Annotated in this window: 13 protein-coding genes and 1 pseudogene; 1 reads left to right on the forward strand and 13 read right to left on the reverse strand. The window is 70.9% G+C overall.

Annotated elements, in window-relative coordinates; translation table 11 throughout:
• The 4 genes and pseudogenes from KGQ19_RS51410 to KGQ19_RS39415 all read right to left on the reverse strand — a co-directional run.
• Positions 1–1,106 (reverse strand): annotated as a pseudogene (locus KGQ19_RS51410) (hypothetical protein); the annotation flags it as partial.
• Positions 1,107–1,353: 247 nt separating this feature from the next.
• Complete coding sequence (locus KGQ19_RS39405) at positions 1,354–2,250, reverse strand: TIGR03936 family radical SAM-associated protein (RefSeq protein WP_230420140.1); 897 nt, start codon at positions 2,248–2,250, stop codon at positions 1,354–1,356.
• A 244-nt stretch (positions 2,251–2,494) separates the two neighbouring features.
• Positions 2,495–4,378 carry a cell wall-binding repeat-containing protein gene (locus KGQ19_RS52290; protein WP_212019013.1) on the reverse strand — a complete coding sequence of 628 codons (1,884 nt, stop codon included), beginning with the start codon at positions 4,376–4,378 and terminating at the stop codon, positions 2,495–2,497.
• A gap of 115 nt (positions 4,379–4,493) precedes the next feature.
• On the reverse strand, positions 4,494–5,816 hold the full coding sequence (locus tag KGQ19_RS39415) for a benzoate/H(+) symporter BenE family transporter (RefSeq protein WP_212019015.1): 1,323 nt from the start codon (positions 5,814–5,816) through the stop codon (positions 4,494–4,496).
• A 66-nt stretch (positions 5,817–5,882) separates the two neighbouring features.
• Between KGQ19_RS39415 and KGQ19_RS39420 the strand changes: the two genes are divergently transcribed.
• The gene (locus tag KGQ19_RS39420) at positions 5,883–6,443 is read left to right on the forward strand and encodes a helix-turn-helix domain-containing protein (protein WP_212019017.1); all 561 of its coding nucleotides are present in this window, start codon (positions 5,883–5,885) and stop codon (positions 6,441–6,443) included.
• 40 nt (positions 6,444–6,483) lie between these two features.
• On the opposite strand, the gene galT is transcribed toward KGQ19_RS39420, so the two are convergent.
• The 9 genes from galT to KGQ19_RS39465 form a co-directional block, all read right to left on the reverse strand.
• Positions 6,484–7,521, reverse strand: a complete 1,038-nt coding sequence (galT, locus tag KGQ19_RS39425) for a galactose-1-phosphate uridylyltransferase (protein WP_212019019.1) — start codon at positions 7,519–7,521, stop codon at positions 6,484–6,486.
• Between the two features lie 15 nt (positions 7,522–7,536).
• Positions 7,537–8,793 (reverse strand): galactokinase, encoded by a 1,257-nt coding sequence (galK, locus tag KGQ19_RS39430; protein ID WP_212019033.1) that lies wholly within the window; start codon positions 8,791–8,793, stop codon positions 7,537–7,539.
• A 111-nt stretch (positions 8,794–8,904) separates the two neighbouring features.
• Entirely contained in the window at positions 8,905–10,842 is a 1,938-nt protein-coding gene (locus tag KGQ19_RS39435) for a TIGR03960 family B12-binding radical SAM protein (RefSeq protein ID WP_212019021.1), read from the reverse strand.
• Positions 10,843–11,037: 195 nt separating this feature from the next.
• Complete coding sequence (gene rodA / locus KGQ19_RS39440) at positions 11,038–12,228, reverse strand: rod shape-determining protein RodA (RefSeq protein WP_230420144.1); 1,191 nt, start codon at positions 12,226–12,228, stop codon at positions 11,038–11,040.
• Positions 12,229–12,274: 46 nt separating this feature from the next.
• Positions 12,275–14,449 carry a penicillin-binding protein 2 gene (gene mrdA, locus KGQ19_RS39445; protein WP_212019025.1) on the reverse strand — a complete coding sequence of 725 codons (2,175 nt, stop codon included), beginning with the start codon at positions 14,447–14,449 and terminating at the stop codon, positions 12,275–12,277.
• Positions 14,450–15,031, reverse strand: a complete 582-nt coding sequence (gene mreD / locus KGQ19_RS39450; protein WP_212019027.1) for a rod shape-determining protein MreD — start codon at positions 15,029–15,031, stop codon at positions 14,450–14,452.
• Positions 15,032–15,192: 161 nt separating this feature from the next.
• Positions 15,193–16,065 carry a rod shape-determining protein MreC gene (gene mreC / locus KGQ19_RS51415; RefSeq protein WP_212019029.1) on the reverse strand — a complete coding sequence of 291 codons (873 nt, stop codon included), beginning with the start codon at positions 16,063–16,065 and terminating at the stop codon, positions 15,193–15,195.
• Positions 16,066–16,074: 9 nt separating this feature from the next.
• Complete coding sequence (locus tag KGQ19_RS39460) at positions 16,075–17,112, reverse strand: rod shape-determining protein (protein ID WP_194897280.1); 1,038 nt, start codon at positions 17,110–17,112, stop codon at positions 16,075–16,077.
• 368 nt (positions 17,113–17,480) lie between these two features.
• On the reverse strand, positions 17,481–18,018 hold a 538-nt coding region (locus tag KGQ19_RS39465; protein ID WP_212019031.1), incomplete at its 5' end, for a phosphatase PAP2 family protein.

An 18,018-nucleotide genomic window follows, 5' to 3' on the forward strand; every position in this document is an offset into this window, starting at 1 on the left:
GCGTCGGGGTGGGGCTGGTCGGCGGCGGGCGCGGTGGCGGCGCCGGCTGCGGCCTGGGTGGCGGCAGCCGGGGCGGCCTGCGCGGACTTCGCCTGCTTGCCGGACTTCGGGCCCTTGGCCGGGATCTGCGGGGCCGCGAAGGGGTTGGTTGACGGCAAGGCGAGGGCGGCGGGGCGGGATGCCGTGTCGGCCTCGGCCTCGGGCTCGGTGGTGGCGGCCTGCTGGCTCGACGCGGACGCGTCGGCGGCGCTCTGCCGGCCGGCTGCGGACGCGTCCGTGCTCTGCGCGGCGCTTGCCTGCTCGGCGGCGGTGCCGGCCGAGGTGGCGCGGCGGCGGGTGCGAGTGCGGGCGGCCGGTTCGGACTGGCCGGAGGCGGTGTCGGCGCCGGGCGTGGCCTCGGTGCTTTCGGCGGTTTGGTCGCGGTCGCGGTCGGCGGTCCGGTCGCGGTCGGCGGCCGAGCGGGCGCCGCGCTTCGTGGTGCCGGCGCGGGTGCCTGTGGCGGCGCTGGTGCGACCAGCGTCAGTCTGCTCAGCGGCTGCGGCGGTGGCGCCCCGGCCACCAGCAGTCTCGGCGTCGGCCTCGGTCGCCTGCTCAGCGAGCGTGCCATCGGACGTCGCCCGGCGGCGGGTGCGGGTCCGGGTGGCCTTGGCGGCCGACTCGGACTCGTCCGTCACGGCAGCCTGGCCCGCAGCCCCAGTGCTCGCGGTCTCGGCTGCTGTTGTCTCTGCTGTCTCTGCGGCCGCTACCGGCTCAGCCTCGGCAGCCTTCTTGCGGGTCCTGGCCCGCGTGGTCTTCTTCGCAGCGGGTTCGCTCTCCCCGTCCCCCGCCGCTTCCGCGACCGGCTCCGGTGCGGCGACCTTCTTGGCCGCCGTCTTGCGGGCCCGCTTGGGCTTGCTCTCGGGCTCCGCGGCGGCGTCGTCCGAGGCCGTGGCCTCGGCTCCCGCCTCCGGGGGCTGCGGCGGTCCGGCCGGGCGGCTGGCCGTCCGGCGGCGCTGGCGCTTGGGCGCCTCGCCTTCGTTCGTGGCGGCCGAAAGGGCCGCGTCCTGCGCGTCGGGCGTCGAATCCGGCTGTTCGCCGGGGACGCCGGTGGGCTCGTTGTCGAGCATCCGGGCGGTTCTCCCGTCATGCCCCCCGGGCGCGCGCGAAGCGGTGCCCCACATCGTCGCCGCAGATACGGCGGACGATGGGCACAGCCGGCGAATCCCTGACAGATCCGGGTGCTCTGCGGCGCCACACAGGTGGCTGTTGTGGTCTCTTCGCCTCGTCTGTCCGGTGCGGCCGACGCTTAACGGGGCCGGCCGCCGACCTGACGAGAAGTCTGGTTAGGTCGTGCTCTCGACGTCACCGGCCGTCTCACCTCTCGCCCGCCGACCCCGCGGCGACCCGGTCCGGATCCAGGGGATCGGACAGCGCCTCCACGCTCACACTGGCCGGCGTCGCGTCGGATCCGTCACGCAGCGGCCCCTGCGCCAGCCTCGTCACCTGGGGCGGGACGGGCGGCACCAGGCCTGCCACACGACCGAGTCCGGTCAGGACGTCGTCGGGCCGTACGGCGGGTGTCAGGTGCCGCACGACTAGTCGCAGTATCGCACAGGGGCGATCCTGACGCCCGTCACCCTCACCGACACCGCTCTCACCTGCGGAAACGCCGTCACCTTCGGCGGCGTCACGGACGCCACCGGCACGACCGGCCCCATCGGCAGCCGGCTCAGCACCGTCGGACTCGCCACCCGCGGCCTCCATGGCGGTCACGGCCGCCCGCGCGTCGAACGTCCGCACCCCGTTCTTCGTCATCCGCTCGACCAGCACCTCCGGCGCCGCCACGAAAGCCGCGACCGCGTCGAACGCCGCCTTCGGCTCGACCCCGGGCAGCCGGATCTCCCACACCGAGGCCTCCAGCCGCTCCATCAGGTTGGGCGTGGCGGCCTCGACGACCTCGAGGATGTCCAGATCGGCGGGCAACGACCCGTCCAGCGCGGCGGCCAACTCGGCGGGGACCAGAGCGCGCGTCACGCCGATCTCGACGTACTCGGCCTCACTGGCCACTCCGGTCGGCGCGGCACCAGCCCACGACACCTTCGGATGCGGCGTGAACCCCGCGGAGTACGCCATCGGCACCCGCGCCCGCCGCAACGCCCGCTCGAAGGCACGCTGGATGTCACGGTGACTGGTGAAGCGGAGCCGTCCGCGCTTGGCGTAGCGGATGCGGAGCTTCTGGACGGTCGGCGGCGGCGCCGGTCCGTCGGGCATGCGGGCCACGGGGGTTGGGTCTCCTCGGGGGTACGGGTTGGTTGATTGTCAGGATAGCCGGTTTGGTGAGGCGGTTACTGTGGGTAGCCGAGTCCCGGCGCGATATAGGCGTATCAGCGGTTTGTATCCACCATTCACCGCTCCCCGCGCACACGCCGAGGGGGCGACGGCGCCCATCGGCTCCGTCGCCCCCTCGTACAAGCTGGCTAATGCCGCTCGCGGCGGGCTGGTATCGCCCCTCGGCTTACCGGGGGCCGACGTGCGCCGACGGGTTGTTCTCGGCGTACTCCCACTGGCCGGGCTGACCGATCAGGTCGCCGACCTGGTTCTGCAGCCCGTCGTCGATGACCGCGGGACCACCGAACATGACCGCGTCGGACACCGAACCCGAAGCACTCCGCAGGTAGTCGGCCGTCTCACTGGGCAGCCCGGTCGGACCGGTCAGCAGCAGCGGACCGCCGACACTGCCGGCCAGCGCACCACCGGCGAGCGCGTCGGGGAAGTTGTAACCAGTCGCGATCCCCACAACCTGCGGACCACCGAAGAACGTGTGCGCCACGATCGACGCAGTGACGAACCGGTCCGCACCGAACACAGGCGCGCCGGGAATCCGCGCGGAACTCAGCGCGGAAACCGCCTCGCCACCCACCCCGAACACAGTCCGCTGCGGCACCGCATTCAGGAACGCCTGCGTCTCCGGCGGCATCTTCTTGTCGGAGGTCAGCACAACCACCGTGTTCGGCCGCGAACCCGCCACCGCACCAGCCGCCAGCGCGTCAGGGTAGTTAAGCCCAGTCGCAGTCAGAATGGTCACAGGATTGTGGCTGTAGTCCGGAACAATCGTCTCAGCGATGTCCACCGCCGTCTGGAACCGATCCTGCCCACCAATCCGCGTCGGCCGGAACCCCGCCGCCGCGACCTGCTCAAACGTCTTCGCCGAAATAGCCTGCGTCTGCCCCAGCACGTACACAAACGCACCCGGCTTCAGCACCCGCTTCATCTCAGCAAGCGTCCGCGGATCAAGGTTCCCCGTAGGCGTCAACAGCAGCGGCCCATGAAAACGAGCAGCAAGCGCAGACCCAGCCAACGCATCAGCGAAGATGTCCTGCCGCGCAAGCACGACAACATTCGCCTGCTGATTGGCGTAGGACCAACCCGAGACCTGATCCGCGGTGCCGATGCGGTCGGGGCCGTCTAGGCGCTCTACGAGGTTGACGGGGTTGGAGGCCGACGCGGGCTTGTTCGGATCGGCCTCGGGCTGCCAGGAAAGGCGACCGGTGATGGCCGGGATCCGCGCTGTCTCCGGCGCGTTCTGCTGCGCCAGCATGACCCGGATATCGCCTCCGGCGTTGAACGCGATCTGCGCGCCATCAGGCGACCACACCGGTGTATTCGACTTCTGGTCTGTGGTCGTGTCGTGAGTCAGCTGGACCGGCGACGTCCCATCAGAGTTGATGGTCCAGATCTGGTTGATCGGAACGGCACTGCTGTCCGGAAGCATGAAAGCGATCGACTTGCCATCCGGCGAGATCGACGGCGAGAAACCAAGGTGGTTCAGGCCGGTGGCCGTGCCGTTGTACCCGTTGTAGATCCAAATCGTGGTGTTACCACCACGATCGCGCTGGAACACAAGGGAACCGTTAGGGCCGCCCTCCGGAGACGAGTCCGTGTCACCCGGCTGATGCCCCGCCGCGAGTAGAACGGGAGCACTGCCGCCGAGGCTCGGGACCTGGTACAGGTTCCCTTGATGGGCATAGACAACCTCGCTACCACCACTCATCCAAGTCGGATGTGCAGCGCCGCCCAGACCCGTCGCCACGACCACAGGGTCAGTGCCGTCGTAGCGAGCTGTGATCAGGCTGCCGTTCTCGTCCATGTAGGCAACACGGCTACCGTCCGGCGCCCACTCCGCGTCGACGACCTTATGGGAAGGCATCGCTTCGGTGCCGATGCCACCGTTCTGGCTCGGATCGAAATGCAGGAGGTTGTCCCCTGTTGTGACGGTAAGCCGTCCGTTGGACGCGCCCGGGAACGTGTTGGGCGTGTTCGTCGCGTGCGCCGGCATCGCCAAAGAAGTGGCTGCGGCGAGGGCTGTCGCGGCGACTGCCGTGAGCTTCTTTGCGGACACCTTTTGCTTCTCCCCTTGTAGATCTGGGTGCTGAGATCCGACGGGCCAGCCTACCCATCTGGGGCCTTGGGGTCCACCCTGTGCTAGGTGATGGTTGCCATCGGTCACACGTTGTTCATTCGGTGGTGCTGTGGGGCGAGGCCGCATTGCGTTGGTGGGCAACGTTTCCAGGTGTGGTGGTCTTTGTCCGGAGCTGTGTGGTGCCCAGCAGCCCGAGACCGACTGTCAAGCCCCAGAACGCGGCGCCGATGCCGGCGACCGTGATGCCGGATGCGGTGGTGACGAAGGCTGCTGTGGCGGCTTCGCGGTAGCGGGTGTCGTTGAGGGCTGTGGTCAGGGCGCCGCCGAGGGCGGGGAGGAGGGCGAGGCCTGCGACGCCTTCGATCAGGAGGGGTGGGGCGGCTATGAGGAGGGCTGTCGCCGCTGCGGCGCCGAGGCCTAGCAGTACGTACAGTGCGCCGGCGGTGGCGGCGGCGATCCAGCGGCGGTTTGGGTCGCGGTGGGCGTCGGGGCTGGCGGCCAGGGCGGCGGTGATGGCGGCGAAGTTGATGGCTATGCCGCCGAAGGGGGCGCCGAGGGTGGTGGCGGCGCCGGTGCCCATGAGGACTTCGCGGATCGGGGGCTCGTAGCCGTAGCCGCGCATGACTGCTATGCCCGCCAGGTTCTGGGATGCCATCGTGACCAGGTAGAGGGGCAGGGCGAGGCTTATCAGAGTTCCGATATCGAAGCGGGGGGTGGTGGCCGTGAGGGTCGGGAGGAGCCCGCCGGTCAGGTGGCCGCGGGTGGCGGGGTCGAGTGCGAGGCCGCCGAAAGCTGTGGCCAGGGACGCGGGGACGGCCCAGCGCTTGGCGAAGCGGCCCAGGATCACCCACACCGCGACGGCCGGGAGCGCGAGGCGGGGTAGGCGTACTGATGCTTGGGCGGACTCCAGGCAGATCGGCGCGATCACGCCGGCGAGCATCGCGGCCGAGATCGGAGCGGGGATCCGTGCGATCCAGCTGGTCAACCTGCGTGAGAAGCCGGTCACGACGGTCAGCAATCCCGCGACCGCGAACGCGCCCAGCGCCTCGCGATAGCCACTCGTGCCGCCATGTCCGGCGTGCGCACGGCCCGCACCGACGCTCACCAGCAGCGCGGCGCCAGGCGTCGACCACGCGATGCTGATCGGCATCCGGTGCCGGACGCTGAATACGATCCCTGTGACACCCATCAGGACGCTGAGAACCAGCAAGCCCGACGCCGCCTGGCGCTCGGTGGCGCCGACCGCGCGCAGGCCCGCGATCACGACCGCGAACGAGCTCGTGAAGCCGACGAGGGCGGTGACGATGCCCGCCCCGAACGTCGGCCCGAGGTCGGCGTTCCGGCGGCGCGCTTGCGCGTCCGGAGTCGCCGGAATCGCCGGAGCCGCCGGAATCTGAGCGGAGCGCTCACCAACCACGCCGGACCTCCCCTGTTCCGTATACGGAACAAGGTACCAGCTCGCCTCTCGGTGTAGGTTGCAAACGTGGGAGACGGCACGACACCAGACTTCGCCACCCGAATCGGCGTCCGCATCCGCCGCCTGCGCCACGAGCGGAACGTGAGCCTGTCAGCCCTGGCCCGGGACGCCGGCGTAGGCAAAGCCACCCTGTCCGGCCTGGAGGACGGCTCGCGCGGCAACCCGACGATCGAAACGCTCTACGCGATCGCCGGCCGCCTCGGCGTCCCCATCGGCGCGCTGCTCCCCGACCCGCCGCAAGAAGGCGAGAAGCCGCTGGAGACGATCCACGGAACCGCGGTGTCAGCCTCGCTTCTGGAGACGTTCTCCGACGCCGATACCGACACCGAACTCTTCAGGCTCCACATCCGCCCCGGTTATGTGCAGCACTCCCCCGCGCACCCGCCGGGCACCGTGGAGTACCTCACCGTGTTCACCGGGACGGCAAAGGTTGGCCCGCCGGACGCCCTCCTCACGGTCGGGCCCGGCGGGCACGTGTCGTGGACAGCGGACGTCCCGCACACCTACACCGCGATCAGCGGCGAAGACGTCTTCGCCAGTCTGCTGATTCGGACGCCGCGCAACTAGCGCGGGTGATTATTCCTCGCCGCACAACTGACGTGGGTGGCTATTCCTCGCCCCGCAACATAGCGGCAGCCCGCTCCGGCCGTATGTCGTTCATGAACGCCCCCGCGCCGGATTCCGTCCCCGCCAAGTACTTCAGCTTGCCGGGAGCGCGTCGGAGCGCCGCGAGCTGCCACCGCAGGTGCGACTCGGTTCGACCGGCACCGACAGGGGCCTGATACCAGGAGCCGATGTACGGCATCGGGCCGTCGAACAGTGCGTCCAGCCGCTGCACGCAGTCCTTGCCGATGGCGGCCAGTTCGTCGCGCTCGGCCGAGGTCAGTGCCGGGATGTCGGGCACGTGCCGGTTCGGCACTATGTCCACCTGGAACGGCCACCGTCCCGCGTAGGGCACGTAGGCGGTGAAGTACTCCCCCGCGGTGATGATCCGCGATCCCTCGGCCTTCTCCTCCGCCAGCGAGTCGCACGCCACGCAGCCGCCGGTGCTCTCGTGGTACGCGACCGCCACGTCCAGCATCTTCTGCATCCGGGGCGGGACGAAGGTGAACGCGTAGATCTGGCCGTGCGGGTGGTGCAGGGTGACGCCGACCTCGACCCCGCGGTTCTCGAAGCAGTACACGTACTCGATCCCGGGGCGGGCCGCGAGTTCGGCCGTCCGGTCGGCCCAGACGTCGACGATGTGGCGGATGCGCGATACCGGCAGCGAGCCGAATGAGGAGGCGTGCTCGGCGCTGAAGACCACGACCTCGCAGCGGCCGGTATCGCCGGCCAGCGATGGGAAGCGGTTCTCGAAGACCGCCACGTCGTAGTCGGCGGCCGGGATCTCGCTGAGGTGGCCGGGCCGGGAGGGGTCCAGCGGGCACTGGTCGGCCGCGGGCAGGAAGGTGCGGTCCTGGCGGTGGCCGGCGACCGCGGTTATCTCGCCGGTCAGCGGGTCACGGCGCAGTTCGCTGGTGGTGGACACGGTCGGCAGGTCGCGCTCATCGGCGGCGGAGCGGTCCTGGCCGGGGGTCTCGTCGTAGTAGATCAGCTCCCTGCCATCGGCGAGCTTGGTGACGGTACGGGTCAGATCGAGGTTCATGGTTCGGTGTCTCCGTCACAGGATCCGGCGCGCGCCGGCCGAGGCGACGGCGGGGAAGAACTGGGGCTCGGTGTATCCGTGCTCTGCGAAGGCGGCCCGGACGGCGTCCCGCACCTCGTCCAGGACGGCCCGGTCGACCAGGGCGATGGCGCTGCCGCCGAAGCCGCCGCCGGTCATCCGGGCGCCGTGCGCGCCGGCCGCGACGGCGGTGGCCACGGCCAGGTCGAGCTCGGGGGCGCTGACCTCGTAGTCGTCGCGCAGGGAGGCGTGGGACTGCATCATCCGGTGGCCCAGCGGCGGCAGCGAGAACTGCTCGTGGTTCAAGATGGCGACGAACTGCTGGACCCGGGCGTCCTCGGTGACGACGTGCCGCAGCCGGCGCGCGTAGGTCTCGCCGAGGCCGACCGAGACCTTCGCGAAGGCCTCGGGCAGTTCCTCCATCGGGATGTCGCGCAGGGCCCTGACACCCAGGAACTCGGCGGCGCGCTCGCAGGCCGCGCGGCGGTCGGCGTAGCCGTTCTCGCCGTGGGCGTGCGAGACCCGGGTGTCGATGATCAGCAGCAGCGCGTCCTCGGCGGTCAGGTCGAAGGGCTGGGGCCGGACCTCACCGCTGCGGGTGTCGATGAACAGCACCGAGCCGTCCTGGCCGAACGCCGAGGACATCTGGTCCAGCGGGCCGCAGGGCACGCCGGCGTAGATGTTCTCCGCGCGCTGGGTGTGCAAGGCGAGTTCGTGGGTGGTGAGCTCGAACCCTGCGACGCCGGCCAGCGCCAGCGCCGTCGCGCATTCCAGGGCGGCCGAAGAGGACAGCCCGGAGCCGACCGGCACCGTGCTGGTCAGGTAGATGTCCGCGCCGCCGACCGGGAATCCGGCCTGCCGCAGGATCCAGGCGACGCCGACCGGGTAGCCGCCCCAGCCGGTGACGGCGGGTTCGGCCAGCGGCGCCATGTCGGTGTTCGCGGCGTCCCGGGTGTCGGCGGCCGAACCAGGGCCGACGAGGGCGTCGAGCGATACCTCGACCATCTCGTCCAGCTGCGCCGCGTAGACGCGCAGGATCCGGTCCGCGCGCGGCGCGGCGGCCGCGTAGCAGGCGCGGTCGATGGCCATCGGCAGCACGAAGCCGTCGTTGTAGTCGGTGTGCTCGCCGATGACGTTCACCCGTCCCGGCGCCGCCCACACCCCGGCGGGCTCGCCGCCGAAGCGCTCGAGGAACCCACGCCGCGCGCCGTCCACGGCCGACGTCACCGATCCTGTGTCGAGGCTCACCGCCACCCTCACCCCAGCTGTTGTGATCCGTTTGATTCTGTTCGGATCTGGTGGGGTCAGGGTAGCGGTGAGATCATCGCCCCGACAAGCGCGTCCAACCAGGTGTCAGACCAGACGTCAGACGACCGTGAGCGGCAGCAGCTTCACTCCCGTCGGCCCCACCTGGATCTCGGTCCCCATCTGCGGGCACACACCACAGTCGTAACAAGGCGTCCAGCGGCAGTCCTCGACCTCGGCACCGCCGCCCTCGGCCGCCTCCAGCGCGTCCTGCCAGTCCTCCCACAGCCAGTCCCGGTCCAGACCGGAGTCGATGTGGTCCCAGGGCAGGACCTCGTTGTACTCGCGCTCGCGGGTCGTGTACCAGGCCAGGTCGACCGGGGTGTCGGCGAGCGCGGTCTCGGTCGCCTCGGCCCAGCGCTGGTAGGAGAAGTGCTCGCTCCAGCCGTCGAACCGGCCGCCGCGCTCCCACACCTCGCGGATCACCTTGCCGACCCGCCGGTCGCCGCGGGAGAGCAGGCCCTCGATCACGCCGGGCTTGCCGTCGTGGTAGCGGAAGCCGATGGCCTTGCCGTAGTTGCGGTCGGCGCGGATCGCGTCGCGCAGCTTCACCAGCCGGGCGTCGGTGGCCTCGGCGCCCAGCTGGCCGGCCCACTGGAAGGGGGTGTGCGGCTTGGGCACGAAGCCGCCGATGGACACCGTGCAGCGGATGTCGCGGGTGCCGGAGGCCTCGCGGCCGGCCTGGATCACCTTGCGGGCCAGGTCGGCGATCTGCAGCACGTCCTCGTCGGTCTCGGTGGGCAGCCCGCACATGAAGTACAGCTTCACCTGCCGCCAGCCGGCGCCGTAGGCCGCGGTGACCGTGCGGATCAGGTCCTCCTCGGTCACCATCTTGTTGATGACCTTGCGCATCCGCTCGCTGCCGCCCTCGGGGGCGAAGGTCAGACCACTGCGACGGCCGTTGCGGGACAGCTCGTTGGCCAGGTCGATGTTGAAGGCGTCGACCCGGGTGGAGGGCAGCGACAGCGAGGTGTTGGTGCCCTCGTAGCGGTCGGCCAGGCCCTTGGCGACGTCGCCGATCTCGGTGTGGTCGGCGCTGGACAGCGACAGCAGGCCGACCTCCTCGTAGCCGGTGGCCGCCAGGCCCTTCTCGACCATCTCGCCGATCCCGGTGATGGAGCGCTCGCGGACCGGCCGGGTGATCATGCCGGCCTGGCAGAACCGGCAGCCGCGGGTGCAGCCGCGGAAGATCTCCACCGACATCCGCTCGTGCACGGTCTCGGCCAGCGGGACCAGCGGCTGCTTGGGGTAGGGCCACTCGTCCAGGTCCATGACCGTGTGCTTGGCGACCCGGAACGGCACGCCGGACCGGTTCGGCGCCACCCGGCGGATGCGGCCGTCCGGCAGGTATTCGACGTCGTAGAAGCGCGGCACGTAGACGTTGCCGGTCTTGGCCAGCCGGAACAGCAGCTCCTCGCGGCCGCCGGGCCGGCCCTCGGCCTTCCAGGTCCGGATGAGCTCGGTGATCGCCAGCACCGCGCCCTCGCCGTCGCCGACGACCGCGGCGTCCAGGAAGTCGGCGATCGGCTCCGGGTTGAACGCGGCGTGTCCGCCGGCCAGCACGATCGGGTGATCCTCGGTCCGCCTCGCGGCCTCCAGCGGGATCCCGGCCAGGTCGAGGGCGTTGAGCATGTTCGTGTAGCCGAGCTCGGTGGAGAAGGACAGGCCGAACACGTCGAAGTCCTTGACCGGCCGGTGCGCGTCCACGGTGAACTGCGGGATCCCCTGCTCCCGCATCGCCTTCTCCATGTCCGGCCACACCGAGTACGTCCGCTCGGCCAGCACGCCCTCGCGCTCGTTGAGGACTTCGTAGAGGATCATGACGCCCTGGTTGGGCAGGCCGACCTCGTAGGCGTCCGGGTACATCAGGGCCCAGCGGACGTCACAGGCGTCCCAGTCCTTGACGGTCGAGTTCAGCTCGCCGCCGATGTACTGGATCGGCTTCTGCACACCCGGCAGGACCGCTTCAAGCTGCGGGAACACGGATTCGACTGGCATCGGCTACTCGACCTTGGGCTTTCTGGGAGATTTCGGCGACGGTACTGACCTCGGGGATCGCGCCGACGATGTGACTCCAGTCACGCCGGCGGGCGGGCTACGCCGCGCAACCAGCCTAACGCTTACCCGCAGGCTGTTCCCCCGCGATCACCGGACGGCCGACTACCGGCCGCTGATCAGATCTCCGGACCGCGCTCACTGCACCGTGATCGCCGGCCGGGTGGACCGCAACCGCACATTCTCCACCAACCCGATGGCGATGAAGCTGGCGAACATCGACGACCCGCCATAGGAGACGAACGGCAGCGGGATGCCCGCGACCGGCATGATCCCCAGCGTCATCCCGATGTTCTCGAAGGTCTCGAAGGCGAACCAGCTGACCACCCCGGCGCACACCAGCATGCCGAACAGGTCGTCGCACTGCCGGGCGATGGCGATGCCGCGCATGAGCAGCACCCCGAACAGCGCGATGAGGACCACCCCGCCGACGAAGCCCAACTCCTCCCCGGCGACCGTGAAGACGAAGTCCGTCTGCTGCTCGGGGACGTAGCGGCCATTGGTCTGGGTGCCGTTGAACAGCCCCTTGCCCAGCACGCCGCCGGAACCGATGGCCAGCCGCGCCTGCGCGGTGTTGTAGCCGACGCCCTGCGGGTCCAGGTGCGGATCGGCGAACGCCGCGAACCGGTTGACCTGGTGCTGGGCCAGCAGGTGCAGCTGGGTCGCGGTGACCGCGGCCAGCGCGGCGCCGGCGCCGAGCGCGGCCAGCCAGCGCCCGCTGGTGCCGGCGAAGACCAGCAGGCCGCCGGTGGCGACCAGGATCACCATCGCCGAGCCCAGGTCCGGCAGCAGCATGATGATGCCGGTCGGCACTCCGGCGACCAGCGCGGCCGCGGCGATCCGGCGCGGGGTGACCGCGTCGTCCCGCTCCGACATCCCGGACAGCGCGCCCTTGGTCGGCGGCAGCGTCAGCACCACCGCCAGACCCAGGACCACCGCGACCTTGCAGTACTCGGCGGGCTGGATGGAGAAGCCGCCGCCGAGTTCGATCCAGGACTTCGCGCCGTTCACCGTCGAGCCCAGCGGGCTGAGCACCGCGACCAGCCCGAGCAGCGCCAGCACGTAGAAGACCGGCGTGACCGCGCGCACCCAGGCGTAGGACAGCAGCGAGGTCGCGGCCATCAGGACCACGCCGATCGCCAGGTTCAGCAAGTGCCGCTTGAGGAAGAACTGCGGGTCGCCGCCGGTCAGGTTGGTGCGGCCGCGGGTGGCCGACCACACCAGGATCGCGCCGTACACCGACAGTGCCAGCGCCGCGCCCAGCAGCGTCCAGTCGAAGCGGCGCAGCCGGTTGGAGCGGCGCCGGGTCTCGGCGACCGGCATGGCCATGCCCGCCGGGCCCTTGTTGATCGCGGGGTTCAGGGTCACGGCGCGCTCACTGGTTCGTGGTGGGGGACGGCGACGGCGGCGGAGGCGTCGGCAGCGAGGTGGCCGGCGGGAGCGCGGGCAGCAGGCCGTCGGGGCGCACCACCGGCAGCGCGGTCGGAAGTGTGCTGTTTGGGTTCGGGTGGCCCATGTCCACGCCGTAGATCGCGGCCAGGATCGCCGCCACCGACGGCCCCGAGGTCCCGACACCGGTGCCACCCTGGGAGACCATCATCGCCACGACGTAGCGCGGACCGGTCTCGGTACCGGCGTAGCCGACGAAGCAGGACGTGGTCTGCTTTCCGTAGACTTCCGCGGTCCCGGTCTTGGCGTAGGTCGGGATCACGTTCTCCGGCCAGCCGGCGAAGGCCGGCCCGGCGGTGCCCTCCATCGAGGTACCGTGCAGCGCGTCCGCCAGGAACGCCAGCGTCGAGCCGGACAGCGGCAGCTTGCGGGTCACGATCGGCGCCATGTCCTTGACCACCTTGCCGTCCGGGGCGATGAGCGCCCGGCCGATCTGCGGCTGGTAGAGGGTGCCGCCGTTGGCGACGGCCGCGTACACCCGCGCCAGCTGCAACGGCGTCACCAGGTCGCCGCCCTGGCCGATCGCCGAGATGACGGCGTCGCCGGGCTGGTACTCGTAGCCGTCGGCGCAGTTCTCCTTGGCGATCGCCTGCAGGTACTGCGCTCGGGTCGGGTCCGAGCCCATCAGTTCGGGGTAGCCGTCCTTGGCCCGCTTGCACCAGATGCCGTGCATGTTGTTCCAGAGCGACTGCTTCTCCGCGCGCGTCTGGATGTCGCCGGCGGCCTCGCCGGGCAGGTCGATGCCGGTCTTGGCACCGAGCCCGAAGGCGTGCGCCATGGTGGCGATCGGCTCCAGCGGGTGGGCGATCGGGTGAAGACCGCCGTCGCGCTGCCACATCTGGTAGGCGACGCCGTAGAAGACGGTGTCGCAGGAGACTTCGATCGCCCGCTTCAGCGAGATCGGGCCGTAGGACTCGCCCTCCATGTTGTGGAAGCTCTGCCCGCCGATGGAGAAGTTCGGCGAGCAGTCGTAGGTACCGGTGCTGAACCCGTCCTGGAGCATCGCGGCGGTGGTCACGGCCTTGAACGTGGAGCCCGGCGCGAACTGGCCCTGGTAGGCGCGGGACAGCAGCGGGGTGCCGGCCGAGGCAGAGGTCAGCGCGGCGTAGTCGGACTGCGAGATGCCGCCGGTCCAGACGTTGGGGTCATAGGTGGGAGTGCTGGCCATCGCCACCACGCGGCCGGTGCGGGCGTCCATCACGACGGTGGCCGCCGAGTCGGCGACGTACGGCTTGCCGTCGATCGGCGAGATCTGCGACCGGGCCCGGCTCACCGCGTTGTTCAGCTCGCGCTCGGCCACCGCCTGGATCCGGGCGTCGATCGAGGTCACCAGGTGGTCGCCGTTCACCGGCGGGGTGCTGGCCTGCGTCGACTGCGCGTGCCCGAGGATGTCCACCGAGACCTGGGTCTGGCCGGCCTGGCCCCGCAGGTAGGAGTCGTAGGTCTCCTCCAACCCGGCCCGGCCGACCAGATCCGAGCGCTGCATCACCTCGCCCTTGGCCTCGGCCGCGGTCAGTTCCTTCTCGGTGACCGGGGACAGGTAGCCGAGGATGTGCGCGGCGTTCAGGTTGTAGGGAGCCGGGAACCGGCGGACGGTGTCCGGGCCCGCGGTCACCCCGGGATACAGCTCGTGCTGCTCGGAGACGTCGAGCGCCTGCTGCACCGAGACGTTGCGGGCGATCGGGACCGGTTGCAGCAGCGAGCCGTTCCAGCAGGGCTTGGACACCTGCGCGGTGCAGGGCCGGATCTGCTCGGAGATGGCCTGCGGCGTGGTGCCGAGCACCGAGGCCAGCCGGGCCAGGGTGGAGGCGCCGTGGTCCTTGGTGCCCATCAGCGCGTTGCGGTCGACCGACAGGGTCAGCGCCGACTTGTTGTCGACCAGCGGCCGGCCCAGGTCGTCGAGGATGTCGCCGCGCACCGCCGGGGTGATCACGGTGCGGACGTCGTTCGCGGCGGCGGCGTCCCGGAAGGTCTGGCCGGTGCGCACCTGGAGGTACCACAGCCGGGCGACCAGCGTCCCGAGCAGTGCCAGGACCAGCACCCGCAGCACCATCAGCCGCGCGCGCCGCCGGTCGGCAAGCCGACTGGAAGCGGAAGTCATCTATAACACCTGCGTACTGCCGGCCGAGGCGCGGCGATTCAGAGTCTTGACGCCCGGCAGGCGGCCGTGCGAGCGCTGCGCGGGCAGGCCGCGGGTCTCGCCGCGGCCGAGCACGAAGCCGACCACCGGGATCGCGAACGGGGCGAGCACGCCGGTGTACAGCGCGGACGCCGCGGCGGCGGCCAGCACGCCCTTGAACTCGCCGCTGCCGACCGCGAAGCCGAGCGCGGCGTACAGGACCGGCGAGAGCGCGGCCAGGCAGACGACCATCAGGACCGGTCGCAGGACCGTGCCCTGCACCGCCCCGGCGGCGCGGCCGGCCAGGTAGCCGGACAGGCAGAGCACGAACGCCTGGCTGCCGATCGCGTGCGCGGCCGGCGGCGTGATGTCGGCGGCCAGGCCCAGCAGGAAGCCGACGAGCAGCCCGGCCTGCGGGCCGCGCGCGAAGCCGACCGCCGCCGTCACCGCCAGGAGCAGGTCCGGAGCGGCCAGTGGCAGGTGCACCGCAGTCAGCAGTACGTCCTGCAGCGCCAGGACCAGGGCCAGGGCGCAGATCATGGCCAGGGAGCCGGTGAGTCTCAAGAGTCACACTCCTTCGGGGTCGGGCCGGGCGCTAGCACGGATCTTCAGGCGGCAGTACAGATCTTCGGGCTGCAATGCAGATCCTCGGACGGCAATACAGATCCTCGGGTGGCAGTACAGATCCTCGGGTGGCAGTACAGATTTTCGGGTGGCAGTACAGATCAGTGCGCCACCAGCGCGTCTCGCGGATCGGTGCGCGGCGGTTCCACCACGACGCCGACGGTCTGCAGACCGTCGTAGGCGACGTACGGTTTCACGACCGCGGTCCGGGTCAGCGCGCCGGGCGTGGGCTGCACCGAGGTCACGGTGCCCAGCGGCACGCCGGGCACGAACGGGGTGCCGCCGGCCGAGCCGAAGGTCAGCACCGGCGTGCCGAGCGGGATGTCGGCCTGCGGGTCGAAGAACTGCACGCTGAACCCGCCGTCCCCGCCGCCGGTGGCCAGGCCGACCTGGCCGCCGCCGGCCCCGCCGGTGCCCGGGGTGCGCACCCCGACGGTGAAGCGCGGGTCGTTGGCCAGCAGCACGGTGGCGGTGTCGTGGCCGACCGCGACGGTGCGGCCGACCAGGCCGTCGCCGTCCAGCACGGTCATCCCCGGCCGCAGGCCGTCCAGCGTGCCGGCGTCGATGGTCGCCGACCACGTGCCCTGCTGCTGCGGGGCGAAGGACAGGACCCGGGCCGGGATGGTCTTGAAGCCGCCGACCGTGGCGACGTGCAGCAGTTTGTCGAGTTCGGCGGCCCGGGCCCGGGCGTCGGCCGCGGTCTCGGTCTGCACCCGCAGCGCCGCGTTCTGGGCCTTGAGCTGGGCGATCTCCTTCAGGTCCCGCTTGCTGTGGCCGAGTCCGTGCACGAAATCGCCCACCGGCCGCTCGGCCGCCGAGACGGATCGTTCCACGGGTCCGAACACCGCCTCGCCGCCGGAGCGCAGCGGCTGCAGCGGCGAACGCGACCCGGCCCGGGCATCCACGGTGATCATGGCGAAGGCCGCCGCCAGCAGTACCGCCAGCAGCAGCCTCGTCCGCTTGTCCTCACGCACGCTCCCGCGCTACCTCCGCCCGGTACGGCGACGGTTGTTCAGCGTGCCCAGCACCGGGGCCAGCGCCTCGAACTCCTCCAGGCAGCGGCCGGAGCCCAGGACCACCGAGTCCAGCGGGTTCTCCGCGATGTGCACCGGCATGCCGGTCTCCTCGCGGATCCGCTCGTCCAGGCCGTGCAGCATGGCGCCGCCCCCGGTGAGGACGATGCCGCGGTCCATGATGTCGCCGGCCAACTCCGGCGGGCACTTGTCCAGGGTGTCGCGCACGGCGTCGGTGATCGCCGTGACCGGCTCCTCGATCGCCTTGCGCACCTCGCCGGAGGACAGCAGGATCACCTTCGGCAGGCCGGAGACCAGGTCCCGGCCGCGGACCTCGGCGCGGGTCTCCTCGCCGGCGTCCCAGGCCGAGCCGACCGTCACCTTGATCTCCTCGGCGGTGCGGTCGCCGAGCAGGAGCGAGTACTCCTTCTTGACGTACTGGATGATCGCGTTGTCCAGTTCGTCGCCGGCCACCCGCACGCTGAGCGCGGTGACGATGCCGCCGTAGGAGATGACCGCGACCTCGGTGGTGCCGCCGCCGATGTCCACCACCATGTTGCCGGTGGCCTCCTGTACCGGCAGCCCGGCGCCGATCGCCGCGGCCATCGGCTCCTCGATCAGGTGCACGCTGCGCGCGCCGGCCGCGCTGGCCGCGTCCTCCACCGCGCGCTTCTCCACGCCGGTGATGCCGGACGGGACGCAGACGATGACCCGGGGCTGGGCCAGCCAGCGTCGCTTGTGCGCCTTGCGGATGAAGTAGCGCAGCATCCGCTCGGCGACTTCGAAGTCGGCGATGACCCCGTCCTTGAGCGGCCGGATCGCCACGATGTTGCCGGGCGTGCGGCCGATCATCTTCTTGGCCTCGGCGCCGACCGCGAGCACCGAGCCGGTCGTGGTGTCCACCGCGACCACCGAGGGTTCATTCAGGACGATGCCTCGGCCGCGTACGTACACCAGGGTGTTCGCGGTCCCGAGGTCCACCGCGATGTCCCGACCGATGACCGCCATCCCGGAGCCCATGCGCGATCCTCATATTTCTTCTCGCTCGGATGTTGCAGAAGTCTTGCCGTCGGAGTCGGCGACACGGCGCGGATGTTCAACGCCTGCGACCGATCCTAACCAGCGTTATGCCCGATAGATCCCCGAGCATCCGGTTCACCCCGAAGCGGTACGCCCGAACGGGTGAGAATGCTTATGTCAGGGGGCTGGTGGGCCTGGACGCGGCATTTCGCGTCTTGCCCGCCATCTGTGGGTGAGCGGGTGGGTGGCGCGGCCTGGCTCGCGGCTCATGGCTCATGGGTCGCGGCTCGCGCTCGCGGCTCATGGATCGCGGATCGCGACTCATGGCTCACGGCTCGTACAACTCTCGCCGTGAGTCACGGTGCCTCGATCGTCAGCCCGCGCGGCGGACGCCGACCCACCGACTCCAGGTTCCGGCACACGGCGAGCATGGCGCCGGCCGCGGCGACTGCCGCACCGAGCGCGAACGCCTGCGCGGCCCAGTAAGCGGCGTTGTTGCGCGCCAACTCCGAGGTCGCGCCGTGGTAGCGCACGAAGTAGGCGGCGCCGACGGCCAACGCGGCCGTCGCGACGGTCAGCAGGATGCCGTACAGCAGGCGCTGGCCGGGGCTGCTGCTGCGGCTGACCACCGGTCCCGGTCGCACCAGACCGATCTGCGCCGCCACCGCCAGCCCGAGCAGCCCGACCGCCAGCGCGACCAGGTCGGCGGCGGCGGTGTCGGAGACCCGGTGCCAGTCGGCCGCCACGGTCGCCACGCCGGCGAAGGCCGCACCGGGGAGTGCGAGCACGGTCACCGGGACGTACCAGCGGCGGCTGACGACGATGAGCGCCGCGAAGAACAGGCCCATCGCGGCGGCGGTGTGGCCGGAGGGGAGGGTGTTCGGGGCTTGGTGG

Origin of the sequence: Catenulispora pinistramenti, from assembly GCF_018274385.1 — a bacterium.
Lineage (GTDB): Bacteria > Actinomycetota > Actinomycetes > Streptomycetales > Catenulisporaceae > Catenulispora > Catenulispora pinistramenti.

Excerpts from the sequence above, each read along its gene's own strand:
- rodA (WP_230420144.1), bottom strand. The coding sequence starts at position 12,228 with ATGGCCATGCCGGTCGCCGAGACCCGGCGCCGCTCCAACCGGCTGCGC.
- mrdA (WP_212019025.1), bottom strand. The coding sequence starts at position 14,449 with ATGACTTCCGCTTCCAGTCGGCTTGCCGACCGGCGGCGCGCGCGGCTG.
- galT (WP_212019019.1), bottom strand. The coding sequence starts at position 7,521 with ATGAACCTCGATCTGACCCGTACCGTCACCAAGCTCGCCGATGGCAGG.
- KGQ19_RS39405 (WP_230420140.1), bottom strand. The coding sequence starts at position 2,250 with ATGCCCGACGGACCGGCGCCGCCGCCGACCGTCCAGAAGCTCCGCATC.
- KGQ19_RS39435 (WP_212019021.1), bottom strand. The coding sequence starts at position 10,842 with ATGCCAGTCGAATCCGTGTTCCCGCAGCTTGAAGCGGTCCTGCCGGGT.
- KGQ19_RS39460 (WP_194897280.1), bottom strand. The coding sequence starts at position 17,112 with ATGGCGGTCATCGGTCGGGACATCGCGGTGGACCTCGGGACCGCGAAC.